Below are 22,694 nucleotides of genomic sequence, written 5' to 3' on the forward strand. Positions count from 1 at the left end.
GATTAAATGCCCAGTTTGTCGTCGTATGTTTATTAACAAAGACAGGGTTGTACTAGATATTTATAACAGCATAACCCATCAAGATTGCTTTACGGGACACGTATCAACGATTAAAGACTTTAGTAGTTACAGCAATATCATCAACAGCTACAGTATATTTGCGGATGTAAAAAGCCCTACTCGCTAATGAGAAGGGCTTCCGAATTTCAGGCGGTTGGTCATCGACTGCTACTAATATATTTCAACGGGCTGCTCCCCGCCTCATTGTCCTCGATAGTCCTGCGTTGCCTATCGCTGTGTATCGGCCGTTCAGTATTCCGCGTTTTCCACGGAGTTGCATCCGTCACCTCCTCGTACAAGCAAAGCGTCGCCAGCCGGTCGAGCTGCGTATGGTCCGGCCGCTGACCTACGGTCACGACGTATTCATCCGTCAGCGCTTCAATCGCCTTAAATCGTTGCTCACGCGGTAGGTTGCCCGCCTTTGTTTGCGTCCATAGTTCGTCGATTCGTTCGTTTAAGTTCATTTATTCGTCTCCTCTCGGATTGCCGTCGTCAACAAAGCAACCACAACCGCCAATGTCCGTCATATCGATTTCTTGTTTCGCTTCTATGTCCTCGCGTAACTGGCGAAGTGTGTACGGAAAGCTCCGTCTAACACCGCCAACTTTGCGCTCCTTTTTCATCATAGACACGTCCTTGCCCGTACGGTCGCGGAACTCCTGCTCGAGCGCCTCATACTGAGCGAACCTGTCCGGCATTTGTGATAAGAGGTTCGCGAAGTGACCGTGTCCGGCGCGACAACAGAACCCGCCGCAGTTGTTATGCGAGAAACCTAGTTTATAAAGTCTCGGAGTCTCTATTCCTATTAGATTAAGTTCAGCCAGCATTTCTTCTTTCGATAGTAACGGCTCTTCACACAGCGGAAACTCGACGCGGTAGGGAGCCCAGTTCTTTCTCGGTGCTAATGTACGATGTTCCTCCGTCCAATCAATTCCGAGGTATAATATGCACTCATCCGGCGAATAATTCTCGTCAATCCAATTTCGAGCTGCCTCTTGCTTCAATCGCTTGGAACACGGTGCATATCGAGAATTGCCGAGGTACTTATCGTCGAAATATACGTCGAACGGCGTGCGTCCGTCGGCAATTTTTACAAATTCGACACCCATTTCCGCAACAGTTTCGTCTATGAATCTATATAAATCCTCGTCCTCCACGAGCGTGTCGGTAAACATGAGAATTACGTTTTCTTTCCCATACGCCTTAATCACCCGTTTTGCAGTCGCCCAACTTCCTATTCCACCACTATAAAATACGATATGTTTAGTCAATATAACGCTCCCCTTCCGTTTCGATTACTCCTAGCGAATACCCTTCGCCCATTCTCGCCCACGCTTCGTAAACACGCGCTACCTTCGCCGTCGCCACGCTAATCAGCCGATTCACCGTTTGCTTGCTGATGCCGAGCTCGTCCGCTGTCTCTACTTGCGTATATTCTTCCTCGAAAACTAGCGCCAGGGCTTGTCGCTGCCTATCCGTCAAGCCTGCGCGCTCAATCGCCGTTGCTAAGTCGACAAGTATCACAATCGCGTTATAGTCGCCGGCGTATTGCCGTTGCACCAATGCGTTATAGTCGCCGAGTAGCTGGCGCACGCCATCGGCGGAATCTAGCGCATGATACTTCGCTTCGAGCGTGCGTTCCTTTGCGTTTAAGTCCGTTTTAACTGCGCCCATCTAACGCCCTCCTACTTCGTATTTGCCGTTAATTTCCTTGTTATAACGCCGTTGTGTCGGCTTGTCTTTCCACAGGTGTAAAACAAAGTGGATAGCGCCATCTTCAACCGTTCTACATTCGCGATACCGACGATAATCTATCTCGAATTTATGGCCGTCGATTTCGACGTGACAACGTGGCATATTTACTCGGCAATGTGCACAATCTTCGAATTCATAGATGTTATATTTTCCATATTTACTGCGCCATCCGCCTTCTTTCGTAATTTCTAAGCCGATCATTCCGTAGCCTTCGCCGATAATTTTTCCAGTCGAACGAAACGGCCGATAAAAGTCGCTACCGAGAAATTCGAGGTAATCGTCGAAGTTAAATTCTGGCGCCGACGGATTCTTGATGCGTGCCTCATACGCTCGGCATACGTTATTTGACGGAAGCACATCGACACCTTGTTTGTCGCACGGTTGATAGCCTTCTCCGACCGGGCAATGAACGCAGTTCTTACACGTATATCGAGCGCCGTATTCGCCGTTATATTCGAGCGATTTCATTAACGCATGGTCAATCGTCGTCATTTCGTATCAACTCCGCAAAGCGCATAGAATAACCGTGTAAAATCGCTAACTTCTCCTCGTGGCACGTGATTCGTAATATGTTCCGGCATTACTTCAGGCGACTCGACTAACGGCGTATAGCGTTCCTCGACCCATTCAACCGATAAATGCTGCGCTACTTCGTCCGAATATGGCATTACGTTTAGTGACGAAAATCCGAGGTGATTATCGGTGTCATTCTGAACGAAAAACGCTCCGTATGATTTGCGGGTCAGTACGTCGCAGTGGATAATAACTGCGTTCATGCCTCGGATTAACATATTAAACAGTAAAAACGGTATCGCACGGTCGCTGAGTTCCTCGCATGTGTATACGTACCATGACGGCCGGTAATCAAACGGCGAGTGCTTATAACGGTCGCGATTCCACGCGGTAATAGTCATTCCGCCAGTTCCGGCGCAAGGATCGTAGTGACTACCGTCATAATCGTCTGCCCCGACTAATTGCGTAATTAACTCATTGACACTACGAGGTGTAAAGTCCTGCTTCTTTACCTTTCGGTCTGCATGTTCCTCCTGGAAATATTCGTGGAACCAATCGTAATTAACGTCGTAGTCGAATAACTCAAGGAATTTCGCGAATAGCGTTTCTCGGCGTCCCCTATCGTATAAAATCTCCATTAATCGCGTCGGCGCCTGATAACTATCGTTTATACCAAGTAACTCGTTGATTTGCTTCGTTCTGTTCAATTTATCGCCCTCTTTCGTTTATTTTTCGTTTGACATTGCGTCTATAATCGTTTATACTTGAGATAACAAATGAATCGGAGGCGTTATATATGGCGAAAGTAATTAGTTTTAATGAACGGCTAGCCGCGAAAAAGGAATCGAAGAAAGATGGCGAATTGAAAGAGTTCTTCTTGACGCAAATTCTTCCGTACCTAACTCGTGGAGAAAAACTCGCAATTGTTAAGGCTATGGAAGAAGGCGACGCAAAAACCTACTTTGAAATTACCGAACCTATTCTTCGACGAAACGCACTATACGAAGCTAACCGTTAATCATTCCGCGGTTAGCTTTTTAATATACATTTCCTCGAACTCCAACCGTTCACTTTCCATAATTGAGTCGTATCGACCTTTTCCCCTTAAACGCCGATAGTCCTCCCATTTACGGCTAATCCACGCCATATACTCCCATGTTTTCCACTCGTCGCCATCCGTCAGGCCATGTTCCGCGCAGTACGCTTTAAAATACGGCTGACAATGCGATAAATTAGTCACTATCGCCATATACCGCCCACCCTTGCGTCATTTTTTACAATCTCGCTTGCATTGCGTTTGACTATCGTCAAATTTAGTGCAATAATATCGTTAAATAAACCGTAGGGACGTGATTCTTTTGCCATTCGAACCGTTATCCGTTGCCAGCCGTGGCGACAATGCCGTTACTATCGATAAATACCGCCGTTTGCGCCTGTCGTCGGCAGCCATTAAAACGCTAGCCGTGACGCAATTTACGCCCGTTGTCGTGTCGGTCGACGTCGAAAACAAACGCATAGGCATCGTCAAGCAAGAACTCGCCAAGGTGCCGAACGCGTCAACCGTTCGCCCCGACAAGCGTGGCTACCTCGGCACAGCTATCGGCAAGAAAGTTTGCGATAAACTGGCGCTGACTGACGCCGACCTGCCTGTTAAATTCGTATATGTCGGAAAGGTCGACGATGGGCCGACGTTTTGGCACACGTTTGAGCTCGCCTGACTGAACCGATTGACCGTAGAAATAACCCCGGATAAGACGCTCGAACTCAGCCCGCTGGCCCACGCCATGCTGCCGAAGGACTACGCCGCGCACTACAACCGCCCGTTGCAACGAATTGAAATCGGGCCGGCAGGCGAGGAAACCTTGCGGAATCCGCTCGCCCAAGCCGCCGATGCCGACCGCTTGTTTCGACGTGCCGAGCCGGGCGTGTTTACGTATAGATTCCGTATGCGTAATTGGTTAATTTTCGGACGTGATGAACGGTATTAACTTGCGTGCGATGGCGACGATTACGTTCACCGTGACGGCGTTGCCCGCCCGTTTGGCTTGCGAGTGTTGCCGATATGCCGTCCGCATCATAGACGCGGTTGCCTTGCATATTTTTATCGATATAGCCGATTTGTTTTAAGTCGCTCAATTTACCGCCTCCAAACCGTTAATCTTCGCCATTATCGCGTCAACCTTCGCCTTTAACTCCTCGACCGTCCCATCGTTGACCACTTCGTAATCTACCTCGAAGCTATCGACGTGTTGTTCCGTTTCGTGGGCGAAATCATGCACCGTAAAGTCGTCGCCAGCATCCACCGCCCTGTCCATGCGCAATTGGTCGGGCGCTGTGACGCGAATTATCGTAAAGCCATTCGCCTTCGCCCAAGCATACTCGTTTGGCTGACGCAAATCCGTAATTACTACGCCGATATGGTCGTCGGTGCCGGCACGGTAGTCAATGATACCGTCGACCTTCCGCTCGGCATGGCGCACCCAAACGTCCGGGTCGATTTCGCGCATAAGTTGGCCGAACGTTTGATATAACGCGCGGGGCTTCGAGAGGATACCGACGTCGGGGAACGTTTCGTGTGCCAAGCGCTTGAGTGCGTCGCCAAACGCCACCTGGTCGAATCCGTGCGAGATATACAGGTGGTGCGCCGCCGTGTCCTTGCCCGACCGAAGCTTGCCGCAGATGGCAATTTTGGTTACGGTGATTTTGCGATTTACCTCGATTTCGTGCTTCACGGGCGAGCACCTCCGCGTTCATATTTCGCAAGTGCTTCGAAAGCTTCGGCGAGTAGTTTCGCGCTAGACACCTCACGGTTGATATAGAACGTTGGCTTAAACGTGGTGAAGAACGGTTTTTCCGATTGAGTGCGCTCGTCTAGAGTCACAATATCGTCGATTGTCATTTCGACATTCGCCGAAACTTGTTCGACTTTTTCGCCTAGTTCGTGCGTTTTTGTCTCTAATTCTTCCGCCAACTTTTCGACGTTGCCTTGCGTGTCGCGCAACTGTTGTTCAAGCGAAGTTACTCGGCGAGCAAGATTCGCTAGCAAGTCGATAACCTCCGGCGATGCGTGGCGGGTGTCCACCGTAGGTCCGTCGACCGTTGGAGTATCGTCGGTTGCAGTGACCGGCACGAGTACGCGGTATTCGTAATCCCAAAACCGTAATTTATCGGCTTTATCAGGCGTCGGCGAGTCCGTTTCAACAGACTCCACGTATATAGACGACACCGAAAAAACGTCACCTAGGTTGTAGTCCTTCATTACGGAAGTGTGTTTCGGATTTACAATCAACACCTTCTCGCCAACTTCCGCCTTGCGGTCGACTAGGCGATAGCGTGTGCCGTCGATGTGGACGATGTCGGTCGGTTCAATAACGGAAAAAGAATCGGTTCCCACATAACATTCGCCGTCCTCACGTATTCCGTCTAAATCGTCGTCAAATTTAACTCGTATAGACGGGTATCTATCGCTAAAATATAAGAATTTCCCAACGTCTCCTTTTCGGTAGAATCTTCCGTTTTGGTCGCCGTCTTGCGTACACACAATGTAATCCCCATCGCTCGCCCTTCGCTCCACCTCGACATACTCCCGCAAAACCCCGCCCAAACTTTCGTCTTTAATCGTATGAATTTTCGTCATTATTCCGCCTCCCTTATAATCCGCGCGAATCGTTTCTGCCTACCAAACGATTGCGCTTCGTTTAAATCCGCCATATATACGTCGATATGCCCTTCCTTGATAGCTCCGCCTCGGTCCTCGCAAACTCGCTCGCCAATGCCTTCGATTTCGACGACGGTGCCAAACGGAAGGCTCGGCGGGCAGGCTATCGTGCGCCCTTCGGTGACTTGCGTGCCGCTCGCCGTTATGCCATATCCGACTTCGCCCGCTTGCTTTTGCGTAGATTCATAGCCGGCTGTATATGCCGTTACTTCGAACGGTTGCCATGCCGTCGCTTTCAAGCGTGCTATTTCGTCTTGTAAGCGTTGATTCTCAGTCGCCAATACTTCGACTTGCTCCCGCCAAATCTGCGCATTAGGAGCGACATGTTCGGCGAGGACTGCTGATTGAATAGTCGGAATTGGTGGAGGAACTTGCGAGTAAAACAGATTTGCCGTTAATAGAATCGTAGATAATAAGTAGATAGAATCACCCTTTCACCAACTCATCGATGCTTACCGGAAAATATTTCGTTGCTAGTTCGTTGACCGCCTTAGCATACGCTTGAATTTCGGCTTGTGCGTCGTGAGCCAAGCGCTGATTAAGGAAATGAGCAACAGATTGAAGGCTTGCCGTCCAGTAATAACGCACGTACATACCGTAGGCTGGTAGGAATAGGCGTGCTTGCTCGGCGCAGACACCGGAGTTCAGTGCGCGTTCATATAATCGCTCGCCAAACGCAACATAATCGAGCAAATCTTGCGTTGCTATTGCGCCATGATCGGTCGGCAATGTTGCACCGCTGCCTTGCTTCGAGTTCTCGGGCGCTGAACGCCATTCGTCAGCTTGCGGAATGTAGAACGTGGGCTCTTCGGTAACGTATCGACGGCTTGACTCGTTCCATGCGTCCATCGTATGGTCGGAGCCTACGATATACTTCCAATGCTGACGCGCTACCATTAACGGCGCATATATTTCGAATTGAAGCGTCGCATGTCGGAAGGGAGACGTATGTCCCTCGCGTGCTAAAAACTTAATAAGGCGGACGTCCTTTTCCGATAGTTCCGTCGATTCCTTGTCGTAGGAAACGCGGGCGCTATTTACGACTGATAAGTCGGAGCCCATTACGTTTGTAAGTCGCACATAACCTTTATCTAATACATTGATGATTTCGTTCATCCAACTAACACCTCATCTAATTCATTTAGTCTAGCAAACTCCCCATGAACTTTTATAGCAGCTTCATTGTAGGCTAAAGCAGCATCGATGGCATACTCGAAAAACCCTAAATGTATTTCCTTTTTATTCACATGTATCCGAGCTCTCCACTTATTCCTTTGCTTACTCCAAGATACGCCTTTAAACCCCGAGGAACTGTTTGATTGTGTAGTCTTGTTGTAGTTATTTTGAGAACGAGTTGCTATTCGTAGATTGCATTTTCTGTTATCTAGTTTATTGCCGTTTATATGGTCAACGTCGTACCCTTTTGGCGCATTAAGCACAAGTCGATGCATTCTATCTTTCATATAACGGCCGTCTTTCCTGTAACTTCTCATCGCATATCCGTTTTTATGATAAAACCAACTCCACTGGTTCAGATAATCAAACATATCATCGTCGACTAATGCTACTCGTCCTTTTGATAACGGAATCTCTTTCACGCTTTCACCCCGCTACTTCCGAAGCCGCCGTCGCCCCTTGCCGTCTCGCTCAACTCGTCAACTTCGATAAACTGCGCTTGCTCGACACGTTTGATTACCGCCTGGGCGATTCGGTCGCCTTTACGGATGATATACGCATCATATTCGTACTCTTGCTCCTGCCTTTCGATAGGATTTCTGTCGATTCCATTCGGGTAGTGGTCGAAGTTACCAAAAGGATCACTTGCGATATTATCGACAATCACGCCAACCTCGCCGCGATATCCCGCGTCGACCGTGCCTAGTTGCACGCGTAGTTTCGTTTTCAGCGTCACGCCCGACCGTGGGCGAATCTGCAATTCGTACCCTTGCGGAATTTCGAACGCCAAGCCCGTCGGCACCTTGACTGTTTCGCCAGGCTCGACGATGACGTCCTCGGTTGCTACGAGGTCGAATCCTGCATCGTAATCGTGGGCGTATTTCGGTATAACTGCTTCGGGGTGTAGGCGTTTAATTTTTACGTTCATTTATCGTCATCCTTTCGAGGTTTTGTTCGTGAACTTGCGAACCCATTCGGCAAGCCTGTCGCATTAAACCGGAAACTCGGCTGCTTAACGGTAGGCTCGCCGCAAGTTGCGCATTTGGTTGACTCGGTGCCCATCGGCACTAATTCGTCGCGTTGCGTGTTGCATTTCGTACATTTAAACGTGTAGAACGGCATGGCGGTCGTCCTCCTTTTTATTGCGTATTTGTCTCGGACTGTTCGTTACTTAATTAGCGATTCAATCGTTTGAATGGCATGTTCTAATCCCTCTGAATATCCAAAATTCCATTCAGACAATCCTTCCGAAACATCATGTAGGTTAATCCCTTGATTGTGTTTTTCATTTGAAATTTCTTTAAGTTTTTCAAGTAATTCTTCTATTTGCTGTTTCATAAAATCACCATCCTTATGTTGCAGTTACTCAATATCTTCTGTATCATCAATCGCAATAAATTCTTGCTTACAGGATGGACACTTCGCTAAGAATCTCGGATGATATGAATCATCATAAAATCTAAAATGATTTCCCTCTCCGCAATGCGTACATGCCCAATAACCTTGCATATATCCACTTGTTTTTTCAGGTTCATCACAATCAACTGAATATACAAGATAAGGTTTAGCACCCTCATAGTGTGCTGTATACATGAATGGTGTTAAATGTGGCATTTTCAATCTCCACCTTTACTTCACAGTTTGGTTCGACTACACGTTACCACGCGCCTCCAACTCGGCAAACTCCGGCGCCATTTCGTGATTACGCAAGATTTCCTCAACTATCTCGACGACCGGATGGCGTTGCGTCTCCGTTAAATTTACGTGGTCAAAATACTGGAACGCTTCTTTTTCGTATAATCCGGCAAGCAATCGATACAACCCGTTCGCCTCCGGCTTTCGTAGTTTGGCGTTATCAATTTGCGCAAAGTTTCCCATAAAGACGAACTTAGCGCGGAGTCCTGGACGAGTAGCGAGCGCAGCCATCGTGTGAATATCGAGGTTTTGAACTTCGTCCGCTAGTAAAAACGTATGATTGAGCGACCGCCCTCGCACCGTTTGAATCGAATCGAAGAATATCTTGCGCTTATCGTCATCGCCCTCGGAAAAGTAGCGCTTAATTTCGCTCGGCTTTTCGGTCAGCACGTCGAGATTATCCATAAACGGAGCCACGAACGGATATGTCTTTTCGTTGAGGTCGCCAGGCAATGCACCGACGTCCATGCCGACTTGCGTTTGTAATCGCGTGTAGACTAGCTTGCGGTGGTCACGGCGCTCGATAACGCTGTCTAGTCCGACCGCTTGGGCGATTAACGTCTTGCCCGTTCCGGCTGGTCCCGTTAAAAACGTGAACGGCTTATCGTTGCTTAACGCTTGCATTGCTCGCTTTTGTGCTTCGTTTTTGGCGCTTAGTCCGAAGTATGCCAATTATTCCGCCTCGCTTTCGCGTAGTGTATATAGGTTGCCGTCCTTTTCGATTATTTCGTAGCCTTGCGTGTATACTTCGTTAAAGTCCGTAATGGTCGCCTTGTAGGTGATGTCGGGTCCGTCGCGCACAACATCAACCGCTACTAGCACGGATATCACAGCGACACCTATCGCAAGGATTCCTCCGAAAAAGTGCTCACTCGAACCTTGACCGCTTACAACATCGATGATGATGGCGATAAGACCGACGCTAAATGCTAGCGCCAACCCGCCGAAAATCATCAATAGAAAAACATACACGCCCCAATTCGTCGTTTGCGAAAGTATTTCCACGTTAACACCTCCGAAAAAATTATATTCAACTTACTAACTCGAATATTAAACCTCGCCTATTTATTCCTGGACGCTTTAAAGACGCATAAATCGTATCTCGTTTGCAGCCTAATTCCTTAGAAGCGTCGCTTATGCTTTCAAAAACCTTTTGTTCGCCGTCTGGGAACGTAACCCTGACTGATTTCGATATACTCTTATGGTCTATCCGTGATAAGTTCTCTTCTAAACTAACAATTTGTATATTTCCTAACTCATAATGACCGTAAGGGTCGATTCTATCAACGCTCGGTTTTTGTCCTCGATGGAGTAGCTTCTTTATTTCACAGCCATAATGTTTGTCCAACATTTCTCTTATTTCGTTTCTGCTATCACCTAATAAACATTTGATACCTCGAACAAGGTACGTCTTATTCTTAGGTTTATTGATTGCGTATTTAGTCCTTTTTAAAATATTGTCGGCCATTTTATTTAAAGTACTTGTATAAGGGTCATTGGCTGCTTTTTCTTGGTTTCTCTTTTTGCTACATTCTTTGCATTCCGGGCGTCTACCGTCTGATAACTTATTATGTTTGTGGAAGGAGGCCAAAGGCTTGACCTCTCCACATTGTAAGCATTTCTTTATACGATTACCTCCTTATTTAAGAGGGCAAGAGTTACCCGTACATTCAGACGAATAGTCTGTTGTATCTTCATCCTCAGCTTCTACTGTTCCATTAATTAACTCCCAAGGCTTCGCTGTTAACTTAGATACCATTTCCTCGTACGTTTCCTTGGTTATTTCTTCGTACGGCATTTGCGGGTACGTATCGGTCGCATGAGGCAATAAACTCGTCGATTTGATGACGCCTTTATAACGGTCGAGAATGTCGGTTATTTCGTCTATTATTGCGTCCTCATCGCGTTTATCAATTTTCAATTCCGGCTGTCCGAATTTATCGTGAAGTATTGAACCGTCAGCGAAATAAACTGGCTTTGGCTGCGCCTTCTTAAAGGACAACGTCGCCGATACTGCATTGTCGCTCCAATACGTTGCTAGTAACGCTTGAAGCGCAGCTTGTTCGCGCAGTGGCACGTCTCCAGCCGACTGAAATTTCGGATGCTCAGCCGTCGGTGCTTTTACCGGAAACTCGACAACTAACGTGTTATAATCGTACTTTTTCGACCCATCGGCGTTAAATCCGCTAACAGCCGGTTCGATGTAGTATCCGCACTCTTGCAAAATCGGCACTAAGGGAGCATTCGCCGCCATTCTTATTCGGCGTACCATGTACGGCGCCCAATGATAGTGCTGACCTGGCGACACGCCCATTAGTAGCGACACTGTTCCGCTCGGCTTGACGGTCGTAACTTTTATCGATGGATTCGCTTGTAATTCGACTGCTTGCGCGATGTTCGATTCCTTGACGTAGTTATATAGTCGGTCGAGTTCGGCGGTCACTTCTTCGTTATATTGCGCGTTACCTTCGTCGTCAAACCCGACTACGGCCTTTTCGCCGAATCTCATGAGCACCCAATCCGTAATACCGGTAATGCCCACGCCTAGCCTACGGTGCCTATATACGACATCGCGCGTTGCCTCCCATTCGTAAGGTCGGAAAGTAATGCGGTAGGCATACCGCGCAGCTAGGTACGCTACTTCTTCGTAAAGGTGATCGCCCTCGATTCCTTTTTCAATTAACTCGTGAACACGCGGTAAGTTAATTTCGAATAAGTTACACGGCGATGTATTTGGCAGCGTAATTTCTCCGCATGGGTTAAAGATTTCTACCTCGCCGTCAATGTCTTTTTGGAATCCGTCGATAATTCGACCAAAGTTTCGGCTTAACTCAACGTTTACATAGCCGGGCTCACCGTTGTAATAAATATTGACGGCAAGGTTGCGCAGTGTTTCACGGTCAGTATTTACGCTAATATCGACCGAATTATTCGATGCCCATCGCCATTGCGACGCCTCGAGGTTTTGCGGAAGTGAATAGTTTTTCGATTCGACGTATTCTTTATCGTTTTGGTCGCCGATTAAGATGAGCGCCGTCCGACGCACGTTTCCTGCAACTACACACGTTCCGATTAACTGAACAACATCGCCCCACTCGGTCGGTGTTACATAGTCGTTAACTCGACGATTAAGTATTTCGTTCACCTTCGTAAGCATCGTCACCAACGGCGCAGGTCCGCTAGCGACTCCGCCGAATCCTTTAATATCGGTGCCTCGAGGACGAATATCGCTTATGTCGATGACTAATTCCGTTAAGCCTTCGTAGTGTGCGTCGATAACTTTTCCGAGCGCTTCTGCCCAACCTTCACGGGAATCAGTAACGGTAAAATCTTCGATAGCATCAAACCGCTCCCACACCTTTAATTCCTTTAATTCCGAATGATAATCAGCATGTACACCGTCACAAACAAACGTCAATTCTAGCGCGTTCTCTACCTTCGGTATCTGATTAACATATTTTCGCTGTATATTAACGCCAACGCCTCCGCCCTTCATCGCTTGGTCGAACGTAAATACTGGCGCAAATGATACTTTCGGTTCCTCTCCGGCAAGGTACGGCTGCGGTCGCATCGAAACGCCCCAACAGTTATTCTCGGCGTCGCCCACCTTTTCGGCGTATTCCGTTCCGCTCATCCAAAGTCCACGACCTGGCGGAGTCATTACGAGATTAAATACGAGGTGGTAAAAGCGTTCCATCTCCGTCATTAAGTCGGCAACTTTCATTTCGGTTAGCTTTCCGATTTCCGCTAGTCTACGAGCCTCGATTTTGAAGTTTCCTTCGGTAATACGTTGCACCGTTTCGTCCCATCGCTCGAGCGTTCCGTCGGCTTTCTTACGGGCGTATGTGCGGAGGTAAACGATGTAGCCAAGTCCTCCGAAGCCCCACTTCGGCTGTTTGTTGCGATATTGTTCGAGGAATGATTCCGATAATTTTACGTCTTTGATTAGTTCTGCGCTCATTTTTACCAAGTAATCCGCTCCTTTATTCCGTTAATTCCTTCTTCGACTTCATTTTTCCGCTCCTCCAACGCCTCGCGCCGACTGTCGAGAGTTGCAAGGTCGCGGTCAATTTCGATGAGTTCGCGCTCGAGGTCGGCGAGGAGTTTGGCGTAAGTTTGCGATAGGCTCACGTTTTAATCAGTCCTTCCTTAATCGCCCACCAAAGAGCCAAGCCAGCCGCGTCACTTTCGTCGTATGTTCCGCCTTTACCGCTAGTAGCAAACTCGACGTCCCCGATAAAACCTTTAACGGCTGTTTCGATTTCTTCCTTGCTCGGCTTACCTTTTCCGACGACCACCTTCATCCATTGACCGGGCGTCGCTGTTTCGGGCGTACCGTCGTAACCTAGCGTCGCAAGTGCTGAATCCATTTCTCGCCAGGCACCGAACACTTTTCGAGTAATATCAACGCTAGGCGAGTTAAATTTCTCGCGAACAACTACGTCGAAAGGGTAATGCTCCCGACAAAACAATAGCGTCCAACTGTATATCATGCGGTTACGCGCTTCATCGCCATGCTTTGCGTATTTACCGTTCGTTTTGACGTGACTAGCTGCGATTAGCTTTGCCTTTCCGTTTTTTACTTCGATAACCGCCATGCCGGGAGATGCGAAAGAGGTATCTATGCCGAGAATCCGCACTATACCGCCTCCTTTTCGCGTACCTCACGAATAAACTCGAACGCTTCGTAATATTGCTCCTTTTTCCACTGCGGCAAGCCTGACCGTTGCGCCCGTCGAACCTGTGCTTTGAGTATTTCGAATTCCTCGTCGCTTAACGAAAGCGCGCAACTACGCTTGAAGTTGTTAAAACGGAATTGATCTAAATCGAGCGCTGGCGGAGTCTCTACGGCAACACAGCGAGTCACTTCCGCAAACTTATCGAGAATTTCCGTTTTCATATCTTCGGTGATTTCCACGCCGAACACTCGAAAGTCGGGCGCTTTGGCAAACTCGTCGTCCGTCATAAACCACGCTTTCACCGAGCAATTAACGTAAATGATTAAGTACGCGTCCAAGTCGTACATCAATCCGTAACAAGTCACTTGCTTTACGTGGTCATCCTTCGGACCTTTCATTCGCTGAAAGCCCGTTTCGCTATAGCTCGTTTGCTTCGATTTGATTTCGAGCCCGATACGTTTGATTTCGCCATTCTCGTCAACACACTCGAGAACACCATCGTTTGTTCCGAGTATTGAAAAGCGTTGTCCGTTATGCTCGAAGAAACGCTGCCCGTGAACGAAGTCCTCGAAGAAAGGAGCTCCGTCATCGCGTCTCGCCATCTTAAACGGCACGGTCTTTCCGGTAAACTTTTCGAAGTGACGCTCGGCTAGTAATACTTCGCGCTGAAGCCAGTCCCCGATAGCTGTGCCCCGTGCCGTATATCGCCTTTGCCACGGTTTAACATCGTCGGCGTCCTTTGGCATACGTAACGCTTTGACGTACAGCTCGCGCATGTCCTTTCCGGCAGAACTCGGCGAAAAGTACGGTGCCGATTTGTAATCGAGGCGCTTAAACTTCCGCATTTCCTTTGCGTAGATTTCGTGCAACCAAGCGTCTAATTTCGTATCATACGGCTCGGGGTAACTGTGCCACTCGTTTAGAAATTCCGTAAATTGCTGAGCGATTTCGTTTATGTTTATTCCGATAAAGCATCGTCCCCTTTCGTCTGCTTGCGTTCTTTACCTCGAAACAATATTCCGGTGACTACGATTAGTACCGCCAGCACGACGGCTTGTCCGAACGTTAATTCGACTCCAAGCGTTTGCAGTCCGTAGTAATAAATGGCGCCGAATAATAGGTAAACTCCAATCGCGAATATGACCGCGATTACTAGCGCTACAATGCCGAGCAGAATGTCCTTCATTCACCCGCCACCTTTCGAAGTGTATAAGTTGTATTTATCGTCGTGAATTTAATTTCACCGTCTCCCTCAACGCCCTCAATCGACTTAACGACCGAAGTGAATAGCGCCTTTTCTTCGTCGTCTGCATGCGGTAATAAAGCGCGGTAGCCTTCGTGAAGCACCCCGATTTTTACTTTTCGTCCAATTCTTGCGGTGTCTGCTTCGGTTAGACCGTCGTGCTTTTCGATATTAGCAATCTCGTAAACTTCGCTCATTACCTCACCTCTTTCGCATAAATTAACGTGTCGAGAATCTCTTCGGGACTAACTAAGCCGGTAAGCCTAGCGACCTCGACGCCGCTACGCTCGAATACGAGTACCGGTACGCCAGTTATTTCGTACTTTTCGAGCAAGCCACGTTCGACCATGACGTCGTGTTCCGTAACTGTTGCGCCTTCCTCGGCGATTTGCGGTGCGATTTCCGCCAGGTAGTGCGAGATTGCTGCGCATGGTCGGCAACCAGGGCGTGATAACTTGCGAATGATTATCGCCATAATATTACGCCCCTTTCCTACGATTAAATTGACGACTCGCCTTCGCTTGCTTGCGCTTGGCTTTGCGTGATTGGCGTAATTCACGGCGTAGGTCGCCCGTTCCGCCACGTAATGCGACTAGTTCGCGGAGCTTGCCCGCTTGTAGTGCGCGAAATAATGCCGATTGTTGGTCGTTGTTCATGACGATTCCTCCTCGTTATCTAAACGTTTATTTGCGATTTCGATGTACTCCGGTTGAGTCTCGAAACCTATGAATCTACGATTTGTACGAACGCAAGCTACTGCGGTTGTGCCGGAGCCCATACAGTTGTCCAAGACCACATTATTTTCTTCGGTATAAGTTTTAATTAAATACTCGAATAGTGGAACTGGTTTTTGTGTAGGATGAACTTTTCCTTTTTGTACAGCATTTGAAAACTCAATTATTGATTTTGGATAAGTGTGAGTGTATATATATGTTTTACTTTCAGGAGTTTTATCTCCACCAAAAGCCTCTCCTGTCCCGTAATTCTTAGACTTTTTAACCTTATCTCTTTTAACCATTTGAGGATTATATTTTATCGTTCCTTTTCCAAAAACACATATATCTTCGTGTATTTTCATTGGCTGATACTTGGCATTAAAAATATTTCCACCTTTTTTCTTATTCCACACCCAGCAATACTTAAATAAGTCGATGTTTGAATTAATTAGTTTAGTTGTAAATGGTTGGCTTGACGTGAGAACAATAGCTCCACCTTCCTTAATTATTCTCTCGTACTGCTCCCACAATGGCTCGAAAGGTATAATGCTATCCCATTTGCAAGCTGTCGTTCCATACGGCAAATCACACAGTATCATATCGATTGACTTGTCCGGTATTAACGCCATACCTCCTACTCCCAAACAATCGCGTTGATATATTCGATTCAACTCTAACGAACCTAGTAACTCTTTCGTCATTCAGTCTCCTCCTTCGTTTTAAACCATTCTTCAACGGGCACGCCCTCGCCCCATCTGCGCATGACCTCAATGTCCGTTCCGTTGGTTACCACGTCGCCCCAAGCGTATGAGTTAAGCATAATATCGCGAATATCTTCCGCCTCGGCTAGCGTAAAGTCTTCCGGCACCTCGAAAATCAACTCGTCATGTACCGTCGACCAAAGCGACCAACCCGGCTTATTTGCGCAATATTCATGCGCTCGCAACATCGTAACTTTCGTCTGTATCGACGAGCTGCCTTGCACGCGAGCATTTGTCGCTTGGCGTAACGCACGGTTTTTCTTGCTGAAATTCGGGTCGCCCCAACCTTTCAAGCGCAATCTGGCGTCAGGTAAGCGTCGTTTGCGCGCTTGCTTGTCCGTCCATACGAAGCCGTATTGCTCGACGAATTTCTTGTTGCCTTCTATCCACGCGTTTAGCTTCGGCATCGACTCGAATAAGTCAGACTGGAATTGGACGGCTGCCTTAACGTCAACGCCTAGCATTTCCGCGAGCGAATACTTGCTCATACCGTAAAGCGTCGCAAGCCAAACGACTTTCATTTGCTTACGTTCCTTCGTGTCGGAGCCGTCGGCGTTCTTATATACGTCCTCATACGGTCGCTTGTAGAAGTTCGAAGCCATCATTGCGTAAGGATCGCGTTCTTCAAGGAAAGCGTTAATTAAAACCGGTTCGCCCGAAAGGTACGCCACGCATCGGATTTCTTGCGCCTTGAAGTCGGCTCCTACGAGCACTTTGCCCGGCGGCGCAACGAACATCGGACGGGCTTCGGGCGGTTGATTCTGAACGTTAAAGCCTTGCGCCGACTTGTCCTCTTCGTCCTTGCCGGAACTAAACCGCCCCGTCACCGTTCCCATCGGATTAAATCGCGAGTGCCATCGCTTAGTGGTCGGATTTTGCTTTAACGGCAACGTGTCGATATAGGTGCCGCTCAGCTTCGTAATTTTCTTGTATTCTAGTAACTTCGCAATCACGTCATGCTCGCCTTTCAACGGCTTGAGCGTTTTCTTGGCGTCCATGCTTGTGAGCTCCGTCCCAATCGCCTTCGAAAGTGCCGGTCTCATTTGCTGCGTAGAATTTAGGTTCAATGGCTCGTCGCCGTCATGATATGGCGTCAAAGTTGCGATTAGCTCGGCGCTCAATTCCTCGGCTCGTTTCCGTAGTTGTTCGCCGTAATCTTTCGCGAAGTCCAGGTCGAGCACATATCCGTTTGCCTCTAAGTCGACAATGACGTACAACAACGGCACCTCGACCGTTTGGTAATACTCGAGAATCGTAGGCATTTTCGCCATATGTTCGTATTGAAACTTGTACAACTTCCAGGTCAACTCGGTATCTTTCGCCGCATACACTAGTGCAATGTCTAACGGCACCTCGCGAAACTGTGCGTCACGTCCGAACAAAGTATCGAAAGTATCCGACTCAACGCCGAGGTATTTCGGCGCTAAGTCTTTCAACCGGAATGACTCCTCGTTTTCGTTGAGCAAGTGCATCGCCGTCATAGTGTCCCAAACGACGCCTTTTAGGTCGGAGCCGTGACGCCGAAACATCGCAATATCGAACATTGCGTTATGGAGTACCTTTCCTATTGCTTCGTGATGCAAAAACGGTCGCAGCGTGTGTAATACGTATTCGAGCGATAATTGCGGAGTGTCTGCCGAATGGTCGACCGGAATATATACGTGCCTATTGGCGATTGGCAAGCTGAACGACATTCCTACAATCACGTCCGTGTAAACGTCGACGCCAGTAGTTTCCGTATCAACTGCGACTGTGTCCTCCGCCATTAATTGCGCCGATAAGTGAACCAACTGCTCGCGTGTCGTAATTAATTCGTAGTTGCTCGGTGTATTCTCGACCATTCTGCGCAAAGTGTCCTCGCGTTGCCGTTCCGCGAGTTCTTTGTGCAACCGAAGCGCCTCCGCTTTGCTGAATCGTTTGGCAGCGTCGGAAGGATGTCTGCCTATAACCCCTTCCGCCATCGCCGCCTTTACTTCGAGTAATCGCGCTCGGTCTGCGTCACTATTCTTCATCGATAGAATCCGTTGCCACGCGTCCTCTATCGTTTCGGTCGCCTTTGCCTTACGTTCAGCCGCCGCCTTGACCCTTGCCGTTGCTTCGCTTTGCTTCGCATCAACTTGCCGTAAATTTAAGCGTATTTGCAAATCGTATCACCTCGTCTAATCTACCGTGTCCGTTTCGACGTGCCCCGCCTTGCGCATATACGCCATAAAGCACGCTTCGTCGCAATAGTAACCGCCGTCAACCCGGTCGATTAGCACCGTGTCGCCTGCGTAGATTTCCGAGTCGCAATGACCGCAAGCGCCGACTTGCCGTTGCGTAGGCTCGGGCGGAGTCGTTTTCCAGTAGTCGTAAGCGTCCATTAGGCGGTCGCCTCCGTTTTATCGAAGCGTTGTTCGACCGGTGTGATTAGTTCGAACCAGTGCAGGGCACCGGCGTATCTATCTCCGTTCTCGTCAAAATATGAGTCAGCTCCGTCCTGAGCAATCTCAACGATTTCACCTTTGTAATTCGCGCCAGAGTCTTGATTTAAACGAACAATATCGCCCTTCTTGAACTCGTTAGGCTTGCGACCAATGCTCGCCCAGCGCGCTGTTTCCGCCTGTTTCGCAAGTTCCTCCGCCGACACCTTTTCGAGCTCGTTCGGCTTTGCGCTCCATCCCGATTGGCTTGGAAAGTCGACTTTGATTAAGTCCTTGCGAATTTCACGGATTGTGCCGATTTCGCCGTTGTCTACCAAGCCATAGCCGTAGTGCGGTCGTTTTCCTTCTTTAATTACGAGTTTAACCGTGTCACCCTCGGAAAACTTAGCGAAGTCGCCCGCTTTTGGCTCACGGTCGGTGACGAGTTTGAATCCGTCAGATTCCGTTTTGCCTTCGAGTTTGTCCACTCGTTGCTCGAGCGTGCTTACTCGGTCGGTTAGCGCGTCGGTAGACGGTGTAGGCGATTGGTTGGCGGCACTAGCGTCAGCTACTTTGCGGAAAAAATGCCACTGAGACACTTCTATATAAGGTTCAAAACCGCCGTTGTCCGAATAAACCCCGTCTCTTACGACTAGATAGAACGAACCAATATTCGCCCAGCTAGCATCGCTCCTAATGCGTAGACCAATGTCACCTGCCTGCGCCTTACCGTCCACCTTCTCGTAAACCGCCCCGTTATACTCAACCTTCGTAATTTCTCCGTTTACCATATCCAACGTTTTTACTCCATTCAATTTAGCCATTAAGCGCCAGCTCCTTCGCATAATTTTAGTGATTCGATGCCCGTCGATAAACGCGTCCACTTCGCATCTATCGAGTCAGCACCGACCCAGTACTCCGAGATACCTCGGTTGTCGAACATAAATACTTCTCCGTTCAGCACCGCAATGAATTTGTCGCAGTCGTCCTTGTCATAAGGCTTTCCGCTATTCTTACGGGCGTAGCAAACGATCTCACCATTGCGGTCGTCGCGAACACGTGCGCTTTTGATTTGAATTCGTTGCCACTCCGACGTGCCTGGTGCCCTTGCTACAAGGTCGAACGGTTCAGGAGCGATAGGCTCCGCGACCGACCAACCGTTAGCCAACAACGCTGTCTGAGCGAGTAGTTCGGAGTGGCGTCCTTTCGTTACTGTCTCGTGTGCTATAGTAACCGCCTCCTAGAATTGTGTCGTCGGGTCTGCTGCGTCTGCTTGCGTCTGCCCGCCGAGACTCAAACCGATTAGGCTAACGTCAAAGCCTGCCGCCACAAGCGATTCAATTTGCTCCTTTTCGTCCGCCTCGTAAAGCAAGCCGTCAAACAGCGCCATGTCGAACTCCTTGCCGTCAAGCTTTGCGAAGTTCTCGCGCTCCTTGTCGGTCAAGTCGTCGTCCATGTCGATGAACGGCGTTAGACTGACCGTCGTCGATTGCCCGCTGCCCTGTTTCGCTAGTTCAAACGCCACCTTGCCGAGTTTCTTTTCGAATTTCTTGATGACGGCGTGAATGGTTTGCGCCTGCTTCTTCGACAGGTCAACGATAATCGGCTCGCCCGTTGTCAAGTCGATGAATCCGAGGGCGTAGCGCTCTTTCGGCTTGAATTGATACGCTAGGTCGCCGTATTCTTCTTCGGCCGCCGCATTGCCTTCGTCGCGTGCCTTAAACTTCAAGTCCTGGTAATACTGAAACGCTTTGTCCCACGGCGTCAAATTGTCGGTCGGAAAGCCCTTCGCATTCTTGACGGACGGGTTTTTCGCCACGAACGAGTTGACCTTCTTATAGATGCCGTAACTGTAAAAGCGAATTAGGTCAGCCTTACCAAGCACGCGCACTTTATACGTAGTACCCGACTTAAAGCTGGCGAACTCGGCTTTGTTACCACCGCCCCCTCCTTCGTTTGTTGCATTGAGCGAATTTAGAGCGTCAGATCCGCTTTCAAATTGAGTCATTCGCAATTCCTCCTAAATTGAATTTCGAGCGCCGGATAGGCGGAAACGGTGCGCACTTACCGAATCATGCGGGGCGAGTCGGAAATTTCCGGCCCACATCCGTCTTATAGATTCAGTCGTTTCCACGTCGTCAATGCTCGCGATGCCTTTACGTTTCGCCCCTACAAATGGTAGCGGAGGCTACTGAGCAAAGACACATTGACTTAGTTCCCGCGCCCGTGGTCGCTTCGAAGCGCCAAGTCCTGAACGTTGGGCAAGTAGCGTTTTAGCGTACCCGCTTACGTTAGCGCTTGATTCGAAGCGTTCACCGACGCGGGGCAATTACTCCCCGCTCGCTTTCCATACCCGCGTAATAATAAACGTTAGTAACGATACACAATACATCGTAATAGCTTCCGTCATTCTACCGTCACCCCGAATCGTTTGGCGGCTATTTCGACCGCCTTGATTTTGTCGGTAATTAACGCCTTATGGTCGATGGCACTCGTCAATCTTGCGCCAATACTCTCGCGCGTTTTCGGGTTGCGCGCTTTCAAATAATTCAACTGCGCCTCGGCAACCGCTATTTCAGCCTTGCGCAGCTCGCGCCGGTAAGTTGCGATTAACTTTCGCGACTCTTTCGTCAGCATTTCGTTAAACTTCGTAATATAGCCGTTAGTGTTTTCCGTTGGCTTGACGGTCACTACCGTAACACCGTCGACTATGACCTCGAACAAGTCCGTGATATAATGTACTTTGCGTCCGTCGCGCCGTTGCTGCTTGGCGTTCTTAATTACGTCTGCTACCCACGCAAGCGCGGCGTAGTCGGCAATTAATCCTACACGCTGGCGGATTCGTTCGCGAGCATGCTCCGAAAGGGTTAATCGTCCTACTTTCAACCTAGCTTCACCGCCTTAATTGCGCCTATGGTCACATAGTCCGCAGGGTCTTCGTATAGGTAAAAAGGATAATTTTTATTGCGTTCGTCATTGTGTTTTATTTTCGCTAAAACGTCGCTAATACAAGCGCGGCGCGGTTTGTCGGTGTTTTCTTTCATTGTTAACAACCTCCTTGCGTTGTTTACTGTTCGCTATATGGTAAATTATTTTTGACAAAATTGTTTACAACGATAGGTTGTTTGGTTATAATACAGATAAGGATAAAAAATAAAAGATCTTTTAAATCCGTAACTAAACAAACCTATCGCTGATAGGACGTTTTATATTCTGATTAAAAGACACAATGCCTAAGTGTCTTTTGTTCCGAGATAATTGTTAAGCGATTCCTGCCAGTTTCGTTTGACACTTTGCTCTAAAACGCTTGATAGTCGTTCGATGAGTTTCAATGTTCCCTCCGATAGAATGCGCCAACATTCTACTTAATTCGAGGTCATTCGTAACTCCTTCCGACCAAGCTTTTAGAATAGCTAATTTTTTAGAGTCGCGCTGCGCCAACAGTGCGGCTTTTTTAATTAAAGTCTCATGGGATTCCGTTTCGAGTATCGTATCTTCGACGTTCGCCAAAACGTCTTCGATTTCGAAAACGGTGTTTGCTTCTGTACTATAAAGTGATATTGATTCGGGTATCTTTCGACGTTTTAAATGGACTGCCGCTACTTTTCCGCATATCCGTTTAGCGTATGCTTTCAAATTTCGAATGCTCGTCCCATAATTTTCAATTGCCTTACCTATTTTTTGGTAGCATTCATATTCGTACGAAGTGATGTCGTTAAAAACATGATCGTACTTTCTTGACATCATTTCCACTACGGTAACTACTTCCTCATTTCCAACCGCTTTAGCGATTCTATTAAGTTGTAATTCTTTCAATAATATTACCTCCTTTTTCGCCTTTCATATATGATATTCGCTCGGGATGGTCGAAATTGGTTCACTTTTTAAAAACTTTTTGCGATTTTTGTGTAATTATTATCTTGGTATGTAATAATATCTAAGTGATGCCTTTTTTCTATCCTTTGCGTATGTTCAT

General features: G+C 48.2%; 36 protein-coding genes. 2 read left to right on the top strand and 34 right to left on the bottom strand.

Annotated features, from left to right (window positions below; all coding sequences use genetic code 11):
- Positions 1-218 precede the first annotated feature (218 nt).
- The 5 genes from J2S07_RS06055 to J2S07_RS06075 are packed head-to-tail and all read right to left on the bottom strand — an operon-like array spanning position 219 to position 3,035.
- Positions 219-524: a hypothetical protein gene (locus J2S07_RS06055; RefSeq protein WP_307149511.1), complete on the bottom strand. Its 306-nt coding sequence runs from the start codon at positions 522-524 to the stop codon at positions 219-221.
- Entirely contained in the window at positions 525-1,331 is an 807-nt protein-coding gene (locus J2S07_RS06060; RefSeq protein WP_307149512.1) for an adenine nucleotide alpha hydrolase family protein, read from the bottom strand.
- Positions 1,324-1,734, bottom strand: a complete 411-nt coding sequence (locus J2S07_RS06065) for a sigma factor-like helix-turn-helix DNA-binding protein (protein WP_307149513.1) — start codon at positions 1,732-1,734, stop codon at positions 1,324-1,326. The genes J2S07_RS06060 and J2S07_RS06065 overlap by 8 nt, the downstream gene beginning before the upstream one ends.
- Positions 1,735-2,307, bottom strand: coding sequence for a hypothetical protein (locus J2S07_RS06070; protein ID WP_307149514.1), 573 nt, complete (start codon positions 2,305-2,307; stop codon positions 1,735-1,737).
- Entirely contained in the window at positions 2,304-3,035 is a 732-nt protein-coding gene (locus tag J2S07_RS06075) for an N-6 DNA methylase (RefSeq protein ID WP_307149515.1), read from the bottom strand. The genes J2S07_RS06070 and J2S07_RS06075 overlap by 4 nt, the downstream gene beginning before the upstream one ends.
- Before the next feature lie 89 nt (positions 3,036-3,124).
- Between J2S07_RS06075 and J2S07_RS06080 the strand changes: the two genes are divergently transcribed.
- Positions 3,125-3,346 carry a hypothetical protein gene (locus J2S07_RS06080; RefSeq protein WP_307149516.1) on the top strand — a complete coding sequence of 74 codons (222 nt, stop codon included), beginning with the start codon at positions 3,125-3,127 and terminating at the stop codon, positions 3,344-3,346.
- Here the strand turns inward: J2S07_RS06080 and J2S07_RS06085 are convergent, their stop codons facing one another.
- Positions 3,347-3,577: a hypothetical protein gene (locus tag J2S07_RS06085; RefSeq protein ID WP_307149517.1), complete on the bottom strand. Its 231-nt coding sequence runs from the start codon at positions 3,575-3,577 to the stop codon at positions 3,347-3,349.
- Positions 3,578-3,686: 109 nt separating this feature from the next.
- Here J2S07_RS06085 and J2S07_RS06090 point away from each other — a divergent pair, with 109 nt between their 5' ends.
- A complete protein-coding gene (locus tag J2S07_RS06090; protein WP_307149518.1) occupies positions 3,687-4,046 on the top strand; it encodes a hypothetical protein in 360 nt (119 codons plus the stop codon).
- Positions 4,047-4,257: 211 nt separating this feature from the next.
- Here J2S07_RS06090 and J2S07_RS06095 read toward each other — a convergent pair whose 3' ends face one another.
- The 28 genes from J2S07_RS06095 to J2S07_RS06220 form a co-directional block, all read right to left on the bottom strand.
- Entirely contained in the window at positions 4,258-4,464 is a 207-nt protein-coding gene (locus J2S07_RS06095) for a hypothetical protein (RefSeq protein WP_307149519.1), read from the bottom strand.
- On the bottom strand, positions 4,461-5,060 hold the full coding sequence (locus tag J2S07_RS06100) for a deoxynucleotide monophosphate kinase family protein (protein ID WP_307149520.1): 600 nt from the start codon (positions 5,058-5,060) through the stop codon (positions 4,461-4,463). The genes J2S07_RS06095 and J2S07_RS06100 overlap by 4 nt, the downstream gene beginning before the upstream one ends.
- Complete coding sequence (locus tag J2S07_RS06105; RefSeq protein WP_307149521.1) at positions 5,057-5,965, bottom strand: hypothetical protein; 909 nt, start codon at positions 5,963-5,965, stop codon at positions 5,057-5,059. The genes J2S07_RS06100 and J2S07_RS06105 overlap by 4 nt, the downstream gene beginning before the upstream one ends.
- Complete coding sequence (locus J2S07_RS06110) at positions 5,965-6,327, bottom strand: 3D domain-containing protein (RefSeq protein WP_307149522.1); 363 nt, start codon at positions 6,325-6,327, stop codon at positions 5,965-5,967. The genes J2S07_RS06105 and J2S07_RS06110 overlap by 1 nt, the downstream gene beginning before the upstream one ends.
- 145 nt (positions 6,328-6,472) lie before the next feature.
- Entirely contained in the window at positions 6,473-7,162 is a 690-nt protein-coding gene (thyX, locus tag J2S07_RS06115) for an FAD-dependent thymidylate synthase (RefSeq protein ID WP_307149523.1), read from the bottom strand.
- The gene (locus tag J2S07_RS06120; protein WP_307149524.1) at positions 7,159-7,644 is read right to left on the bottom strand and encodes an HNH endonuclease; all 486 of its coding nucleotides are present in this window, start codon (positions 7,642-7,644) and stop codon (positions 7,159-7,161) included. Before J2S07_RS06120 ends, thyX begins: the two co-directional genes overlap by 4 nt.
- Positions 7,641-8,150, bottom strand: a complete 510-nt coding sequence (locus J2S07_RS06125) for a dUTP diphosphatase (protein ID WP_307149525.1) — start codon at positions 8,148-8,150, stop codon at positions 7,641-7,643. The genes J2S07_RS06120 and J2S07_RS06125 overlap by 4 nt, the downstream gene beginning before the upstream one ends.
- The gene (locus J2S07_RS21920) at positions 8,147-8,344 is read right to left on the bottom strand and encodes a zinc ribbon domain-containing protein (RefSeq protein WP_370872791.1); all 198 of its coding nucleotides are present in this window, start codon (positions 8,342-8,344) and stop codon (positions 8,147-8,149) included. Before J2S07_RS21920 ends, J2S07_RS06125 begins: the two co-directional genes overlap by 4 nt.
- Positions 8,345-8,389: 45 nt before the next feature.
- Positions 8,390-8,560 carry a hypothetical protein gene (locus J2S07_RS06130; protein ID WP_307149526.1) on the bottom strand — a complete coding sequence of 57 codons (171 nt, stop codon included), beginning with the start codon at positions 8,558-8,560 and terminating at the stop codon, positions 8,390-8,392.
- 24 nt (positions 8,561-8,584) lie between these two features.
- The gene (locus J2S07_RS06135) at positions 8,585-8,836 is read right to left on the bottom strand and encodes a hypothetical protein (protein ID WP_307149527.1); all 252 of its coding nucleotides are present in this window, start codon (positions 8,834-8,836) and stop codon (positions 8,585-8,587) included.
- 36 nt (positions 8,837-8,872) lie between these two features.
- On the bottom strand, positions 8,873-9,589 hold the full coding sequence (locus J2S07_RS06140; protein WP_307149528.1) for a PhoH family protein: 717 nt from the start codon (positions 9,587-9,589) through the stop codon (positions 8,873-8,875).
- Positions 9,590-9,922, bottom strand: a complete 333-nt coding sequence (locus J2S07_RS06145; protein ID WP_307149529.1) for a hypothetical protein — start codon at positions 9,920-9,922, stop codon at positions 9,590-9,592.
- 25 nt (positions 9,923-9,947) lie between these two features.
- The gene (locus tag J2S07_RS06150) at positions 9,948-10,508 is read right to left on the bottom strand and encodes an NUMOD1 domain-containing DNA-binding protein (protein ID WP_307149530.1); all 561 of its coding nucleotides are present in this window, start codon (positions 10,506-10,508) and stop codon (positions 9,948-9,950) included.
- Positions 10,509-10,556: 48 nt separating this feature from the next.
- Entirely contained in the window at positions 10,557-12,878 is a 2,322-nt protein-coding gene (gene nrdJ, locus J2S07_RS06155) for a ribonucleoside-triphosphate reductase, adenosylcobalamin-dependent (protein WP_307149587.1), read from the bottom strand.
- Positions 12,879-13,044: 166 nt separating this feature from the next.
- Positions 13,045-13,557: a RuvC family protein gene (locus J2S07_RS06160; RefSeq protein ID WP_307149531.1), complete on the bottom strand. Its 513-nt coding sequence runs from the start codon at positions 13,555-13,557 to the stop codon at positions 13,045-13,047.
- A complete protein-coding gene (locus J2S07_RS06165) occupies positions 13,557-14,465 on the bottom strand; it encodes a hypothetical protein (protein ID WP_307149532.1) in 909 nt (302 codons plus the stop codon). Before J2S07_RS06165 ends, J2S07_RS06160 begins: the two co-directional genes overlap by 1 nt.
- 89 nt (positions 14,466-14,554) lie before the next feature.
- Positions 14,555-14,782, bottom strand: coding sequence for a hypothetical protein (locus tag J2S07_RS06170; RefSeq protein WP_307149533.1), 228 nt, complete (start codon positions 14,780-14,782; stop codon positions 14,555-14,557).
- Positions 14,779-15,036: a hypothetical protein gene (locus tag J2S07_RS06175; RefSeq protein ID WP_307149534.1), complete on the bottom strand. Its 258-nt coding sequence runs from the start codon at positions 15,034-15,036 to the stop codon at positions 14,779-14,781. Before J2S07_RS06175 ends, J2S07_RS06170 begins: the two co-directional genes overlap by 4 nt.
- Positions 15,036-15,314, bottom strand: a complete 279-nt coding sequence (locus J2S07_RS06180) for a thioredoxin family protein (protein ID WP_307149535.1) — start codon at positions 15,312-15,314, stop codon at positions 15,036-15,038. Before J2S07_RS06180 ends, J2S07_RS06175 begins: the two co-directional genes overlap by 1 nt.
- 4 nt (positions 15,315-15,318) lie before the next feature.
- Entirely contained in the window at positions 15,319-15,495 is a 177-nt protein-coding gene (locus tag J2S07_RS06185) for a hypothetical protein (RefSeq protein ID WP_307149536.1), read from the bottom strand.
- A complete protein-coding gene (locus J2S07_RS06190) occupies positions 15,492-16,256 on the bottom strand; it encodes a DNA-methyltransferase (RefSeq protein WP_307149537.1) in 765 nt (254 codons plus the stop codon). The genes J2S07_RS06185 and J2S07_RS06190 overlap by 4 nt, the downstream gene beginning before the upstream one ends.
- A complete protein-coding gene (locus J2S07_RS06195; protein ID WP_307149538.1) occupies positions 16,253-18,460 on the bottom strand; it encodes a DNA polymerase in 2,208 nt (735 codons plus the stop codon). The genes J2S07_RS06190 and J2S07_RS06195 overlap by 4 nt, the downstream gene beginning before the upstream one ends.
- Positions 18,461-18,678: 218 nt before the next feature.
- Positions 18,679-19,542 (bottom strand): hypothetical protein, encoded by an 864-nt coding sequence (locus tag J2S07_RS06200; protein WP_307149539.1) that lies wholly within the window; start codon positions 19,540-19,542, stop codon positions 18,679-18,681.
- Positions 19,542-19,946 (bottom strand): group I intron-associated PD-(D/E)XK endonuclease, encoded by a 405-nt coding sequence (locus J2S07_RS21925; protein WP_370872794.1) that lies wholly within the window; start codon positions 19,944-19,946, stop codon positions 19,542-19,544. Before J2S07_RS21925 ends, J2S07_RS06200 begins: the two co-directional genes overlap by 1 nt.
- A 12-nt stretch (positions 19,947-19,958) precedes the next feature.
- Entirely contained in the window at positions 19,959-20,726 is a 768-nt protein-coding gene (locus J2S07_RS06205; protein ID WP_307149540.1) for a hypothetical protein, read from the bottom strand.
- A gap of 398 nt (positions 20,727-21,124) precedes the next feature.
- Positions 21,125-21,604, bottom strand: coding sequence for a hypothetical protein (locus J2S07_RS06210; protein WP_307149541.1), 480 nt, complete (start codon positions 21,602-21,604; stop codon positions 21,125-21,127).
- Positions 21,601-21,762 (bottom strand): hypothetical protein, encoded by a 162-nt coding sequence (locus J2S07_RS06215; RefSeq protein ID WP_307149542.1) that lies wholly within the window; start codon positions 21,760-21,762, stop codon positions 21,601-21,603. Before J2S07_RS06215 ends, J2S07_RS06210 begins: the two co-directional genes overlap by 4 nt.
- Positions 21,763-21,979: 217 nt before the next feature.
- The gene (locus J2S07_RS06220) at positions 21,980-22,534 is read right to left on the bottom strand and encodes a hypothetical protein (protein ID WP_307149543.1); all 555 of its coding nucleotides are present in this window, start codon (positions 22,532-22,534) and stop codon (positions 21,980-21,982) included.
- Between the last annotated feature and the right edge of the window lie 160 nt (positions 22,535-22,694).

Origin of the sequence: Anoxybacillus andreesenii (assembly GCF_030813005.1) — a bacterium.
Lineage (GTDB): Bacteria > Bacillota > Bacilli > Bacillales > Cytobacillaceae > Robertmurraya > Robertmurraya andreesenii.

What these genes read in the sequence shown, in the direction of transcription:
- J2S07_RS06055 (WP_307149511.1), bottom strand. Translation starts at nt 524, where the DNA reads ATGAACTTAAACGAACGAATCGACGAACTATGGACGCAAACAAAGGCG.
- J2S07_RS06065 (WP_307149513.1), bottom strand. Translation starts at nt 1,734, where the DNA reads ATGGGCGCAGTTAAAACGGACTTAAACGCAAAGGAACGCACGCTCGAA.
- J2S07_RS06070 (WP_307149514.1), bottom strand. Translation starts at nt 2,307, where the DNA reads ATGACGACGATTGACCATGCGTTAATGAAATCGCTCGAATATAACGGC.
- J2S07_RS06080 (WP_307149516.1), top strand. Translation starts at nt 3,125, where the DNA reads ATGGCGAAAGTAATTAGTTTTAATGAACGGCTAGCCGCGAAAAAGGAA.
- J2S07_RS06085 (WP_307149517.1), bottom strand. Translation starts at nt 3,577, where the DNA reads ATGGCGATAGTGACTAATTTATCGCATTGTCAGCCGTATTTTAAAGCG.
- J2S07_RS06105 (WP_307149521.1), bottom strand. Translation starts at nt 5,965, where the DNA reads ATGACGAAAATTCATACGATTAAAGACGAAAGTTTGGGCGGGGTTTTG.
- thyX (WP_307149523.1), bottom strand. Translation starts at nt 7,162, where the DNA reads ATGAACGAAATCATCAATGTATTAGATAAAGGTTATGTGCGACTTACA.
- J2S07_RS06125 (WP_307149525.1), bottom strand. Translation starts at nt 8,150, where the DNA reads ATGAACGTAAAAATTAAACGCCTACACCCCGAAGCAGTTATACCGAAA.
- J2S07_RS21920 (WP_370872791.1), bottom strand. Translation starts at nt 8,344, where the DNA reads ATGCCGTTCTACACGTTTAAATGTACGAAATGCAACACGCAACGCGAC.
- J2S07_RS06130 (WP_307149526.1), bottom strand. Translation starts at nt 8,560, where the DNA reads ATGAAACAGCAAATAGAAGAATTACTTGAAAAACTTAAAGAAATTTCA.
- J2S07_RS06135 (WP_307149527.1), bottom strand. Translation starts at nt 8,836, where the DNA reads ATGCCACATTTAACACCATTCATGTATACAGCACACTATGAGGGTGCT.
- nrdJ (WP_307149587.1), bottom strand. Translation starts at nt 12,878, where the DNA reads ATGAGCGCAGAACTAATCAAAGACGTAAAATTATCGGAATCATTCCTC.
- J2S07_RS06170 (WP_307149533.1), bottom strand. Translation starts at nt 14,782, where the DNA reads ATGAAGGACATTCTGCTCGGCATTGTAGCGCTAGTAATCGCGGTCATA.
- J2S07_RS06175 (WP_307149534.1), bottom strand. Translation starts at nt 15,036, where the DNA reads ATGAGCGAAGTTTACGAGATTGCTAATATCGAAAAGCACGACGGTCTA.
- J2S07_RS06180 (WP_307149535.1), bottom strand. Translation starts at nt 15,314, where the DNA reads ATGGCGATAATCATTCGCAAGTTATCACGCCCTGGTTGCCGACCATGC.
- J2S07_RS06185 (WP_307149536.1), bottom strand. Translation starts at nt 15,495, where the DNA reads ATGAACAACGACCAACAATCGGCATTATTTCGCGCACTACAAGCGGGC.
- J2S07_RS06190 (WP_307149537.1), bottom strand. Translation starts at nt 16,256, where the DNA reads ATGACGAAAGAGTTACTAGGTTCGTTAGAGTTGAATCGAATATATCAA.
- J2S07_RS06200 (WP_307149539.1), bottom strand. Translation starts at nt 19,542, where the DNA reads ATGGCTAAATTGAATGGAGTAAAAACGTTGGATATGGTAAACGGAGAA.
- J2S07_RS06205 (WP_307149540.1), bottom strand. Translation starts at nt 20,726, where the DNA reads ATGACTCAATTTGAAAGCGGATCTGACGCTCTAAATTCGCTCAATGCA.
- J2S07_RS06215 (WP_307149542.1), bottom strand. Translation starts at nt 21,762, where the DNA reads ATGAAAGAAAACACCGACAAACCGCGCCGCGCTTGTATTAGCGACGTT.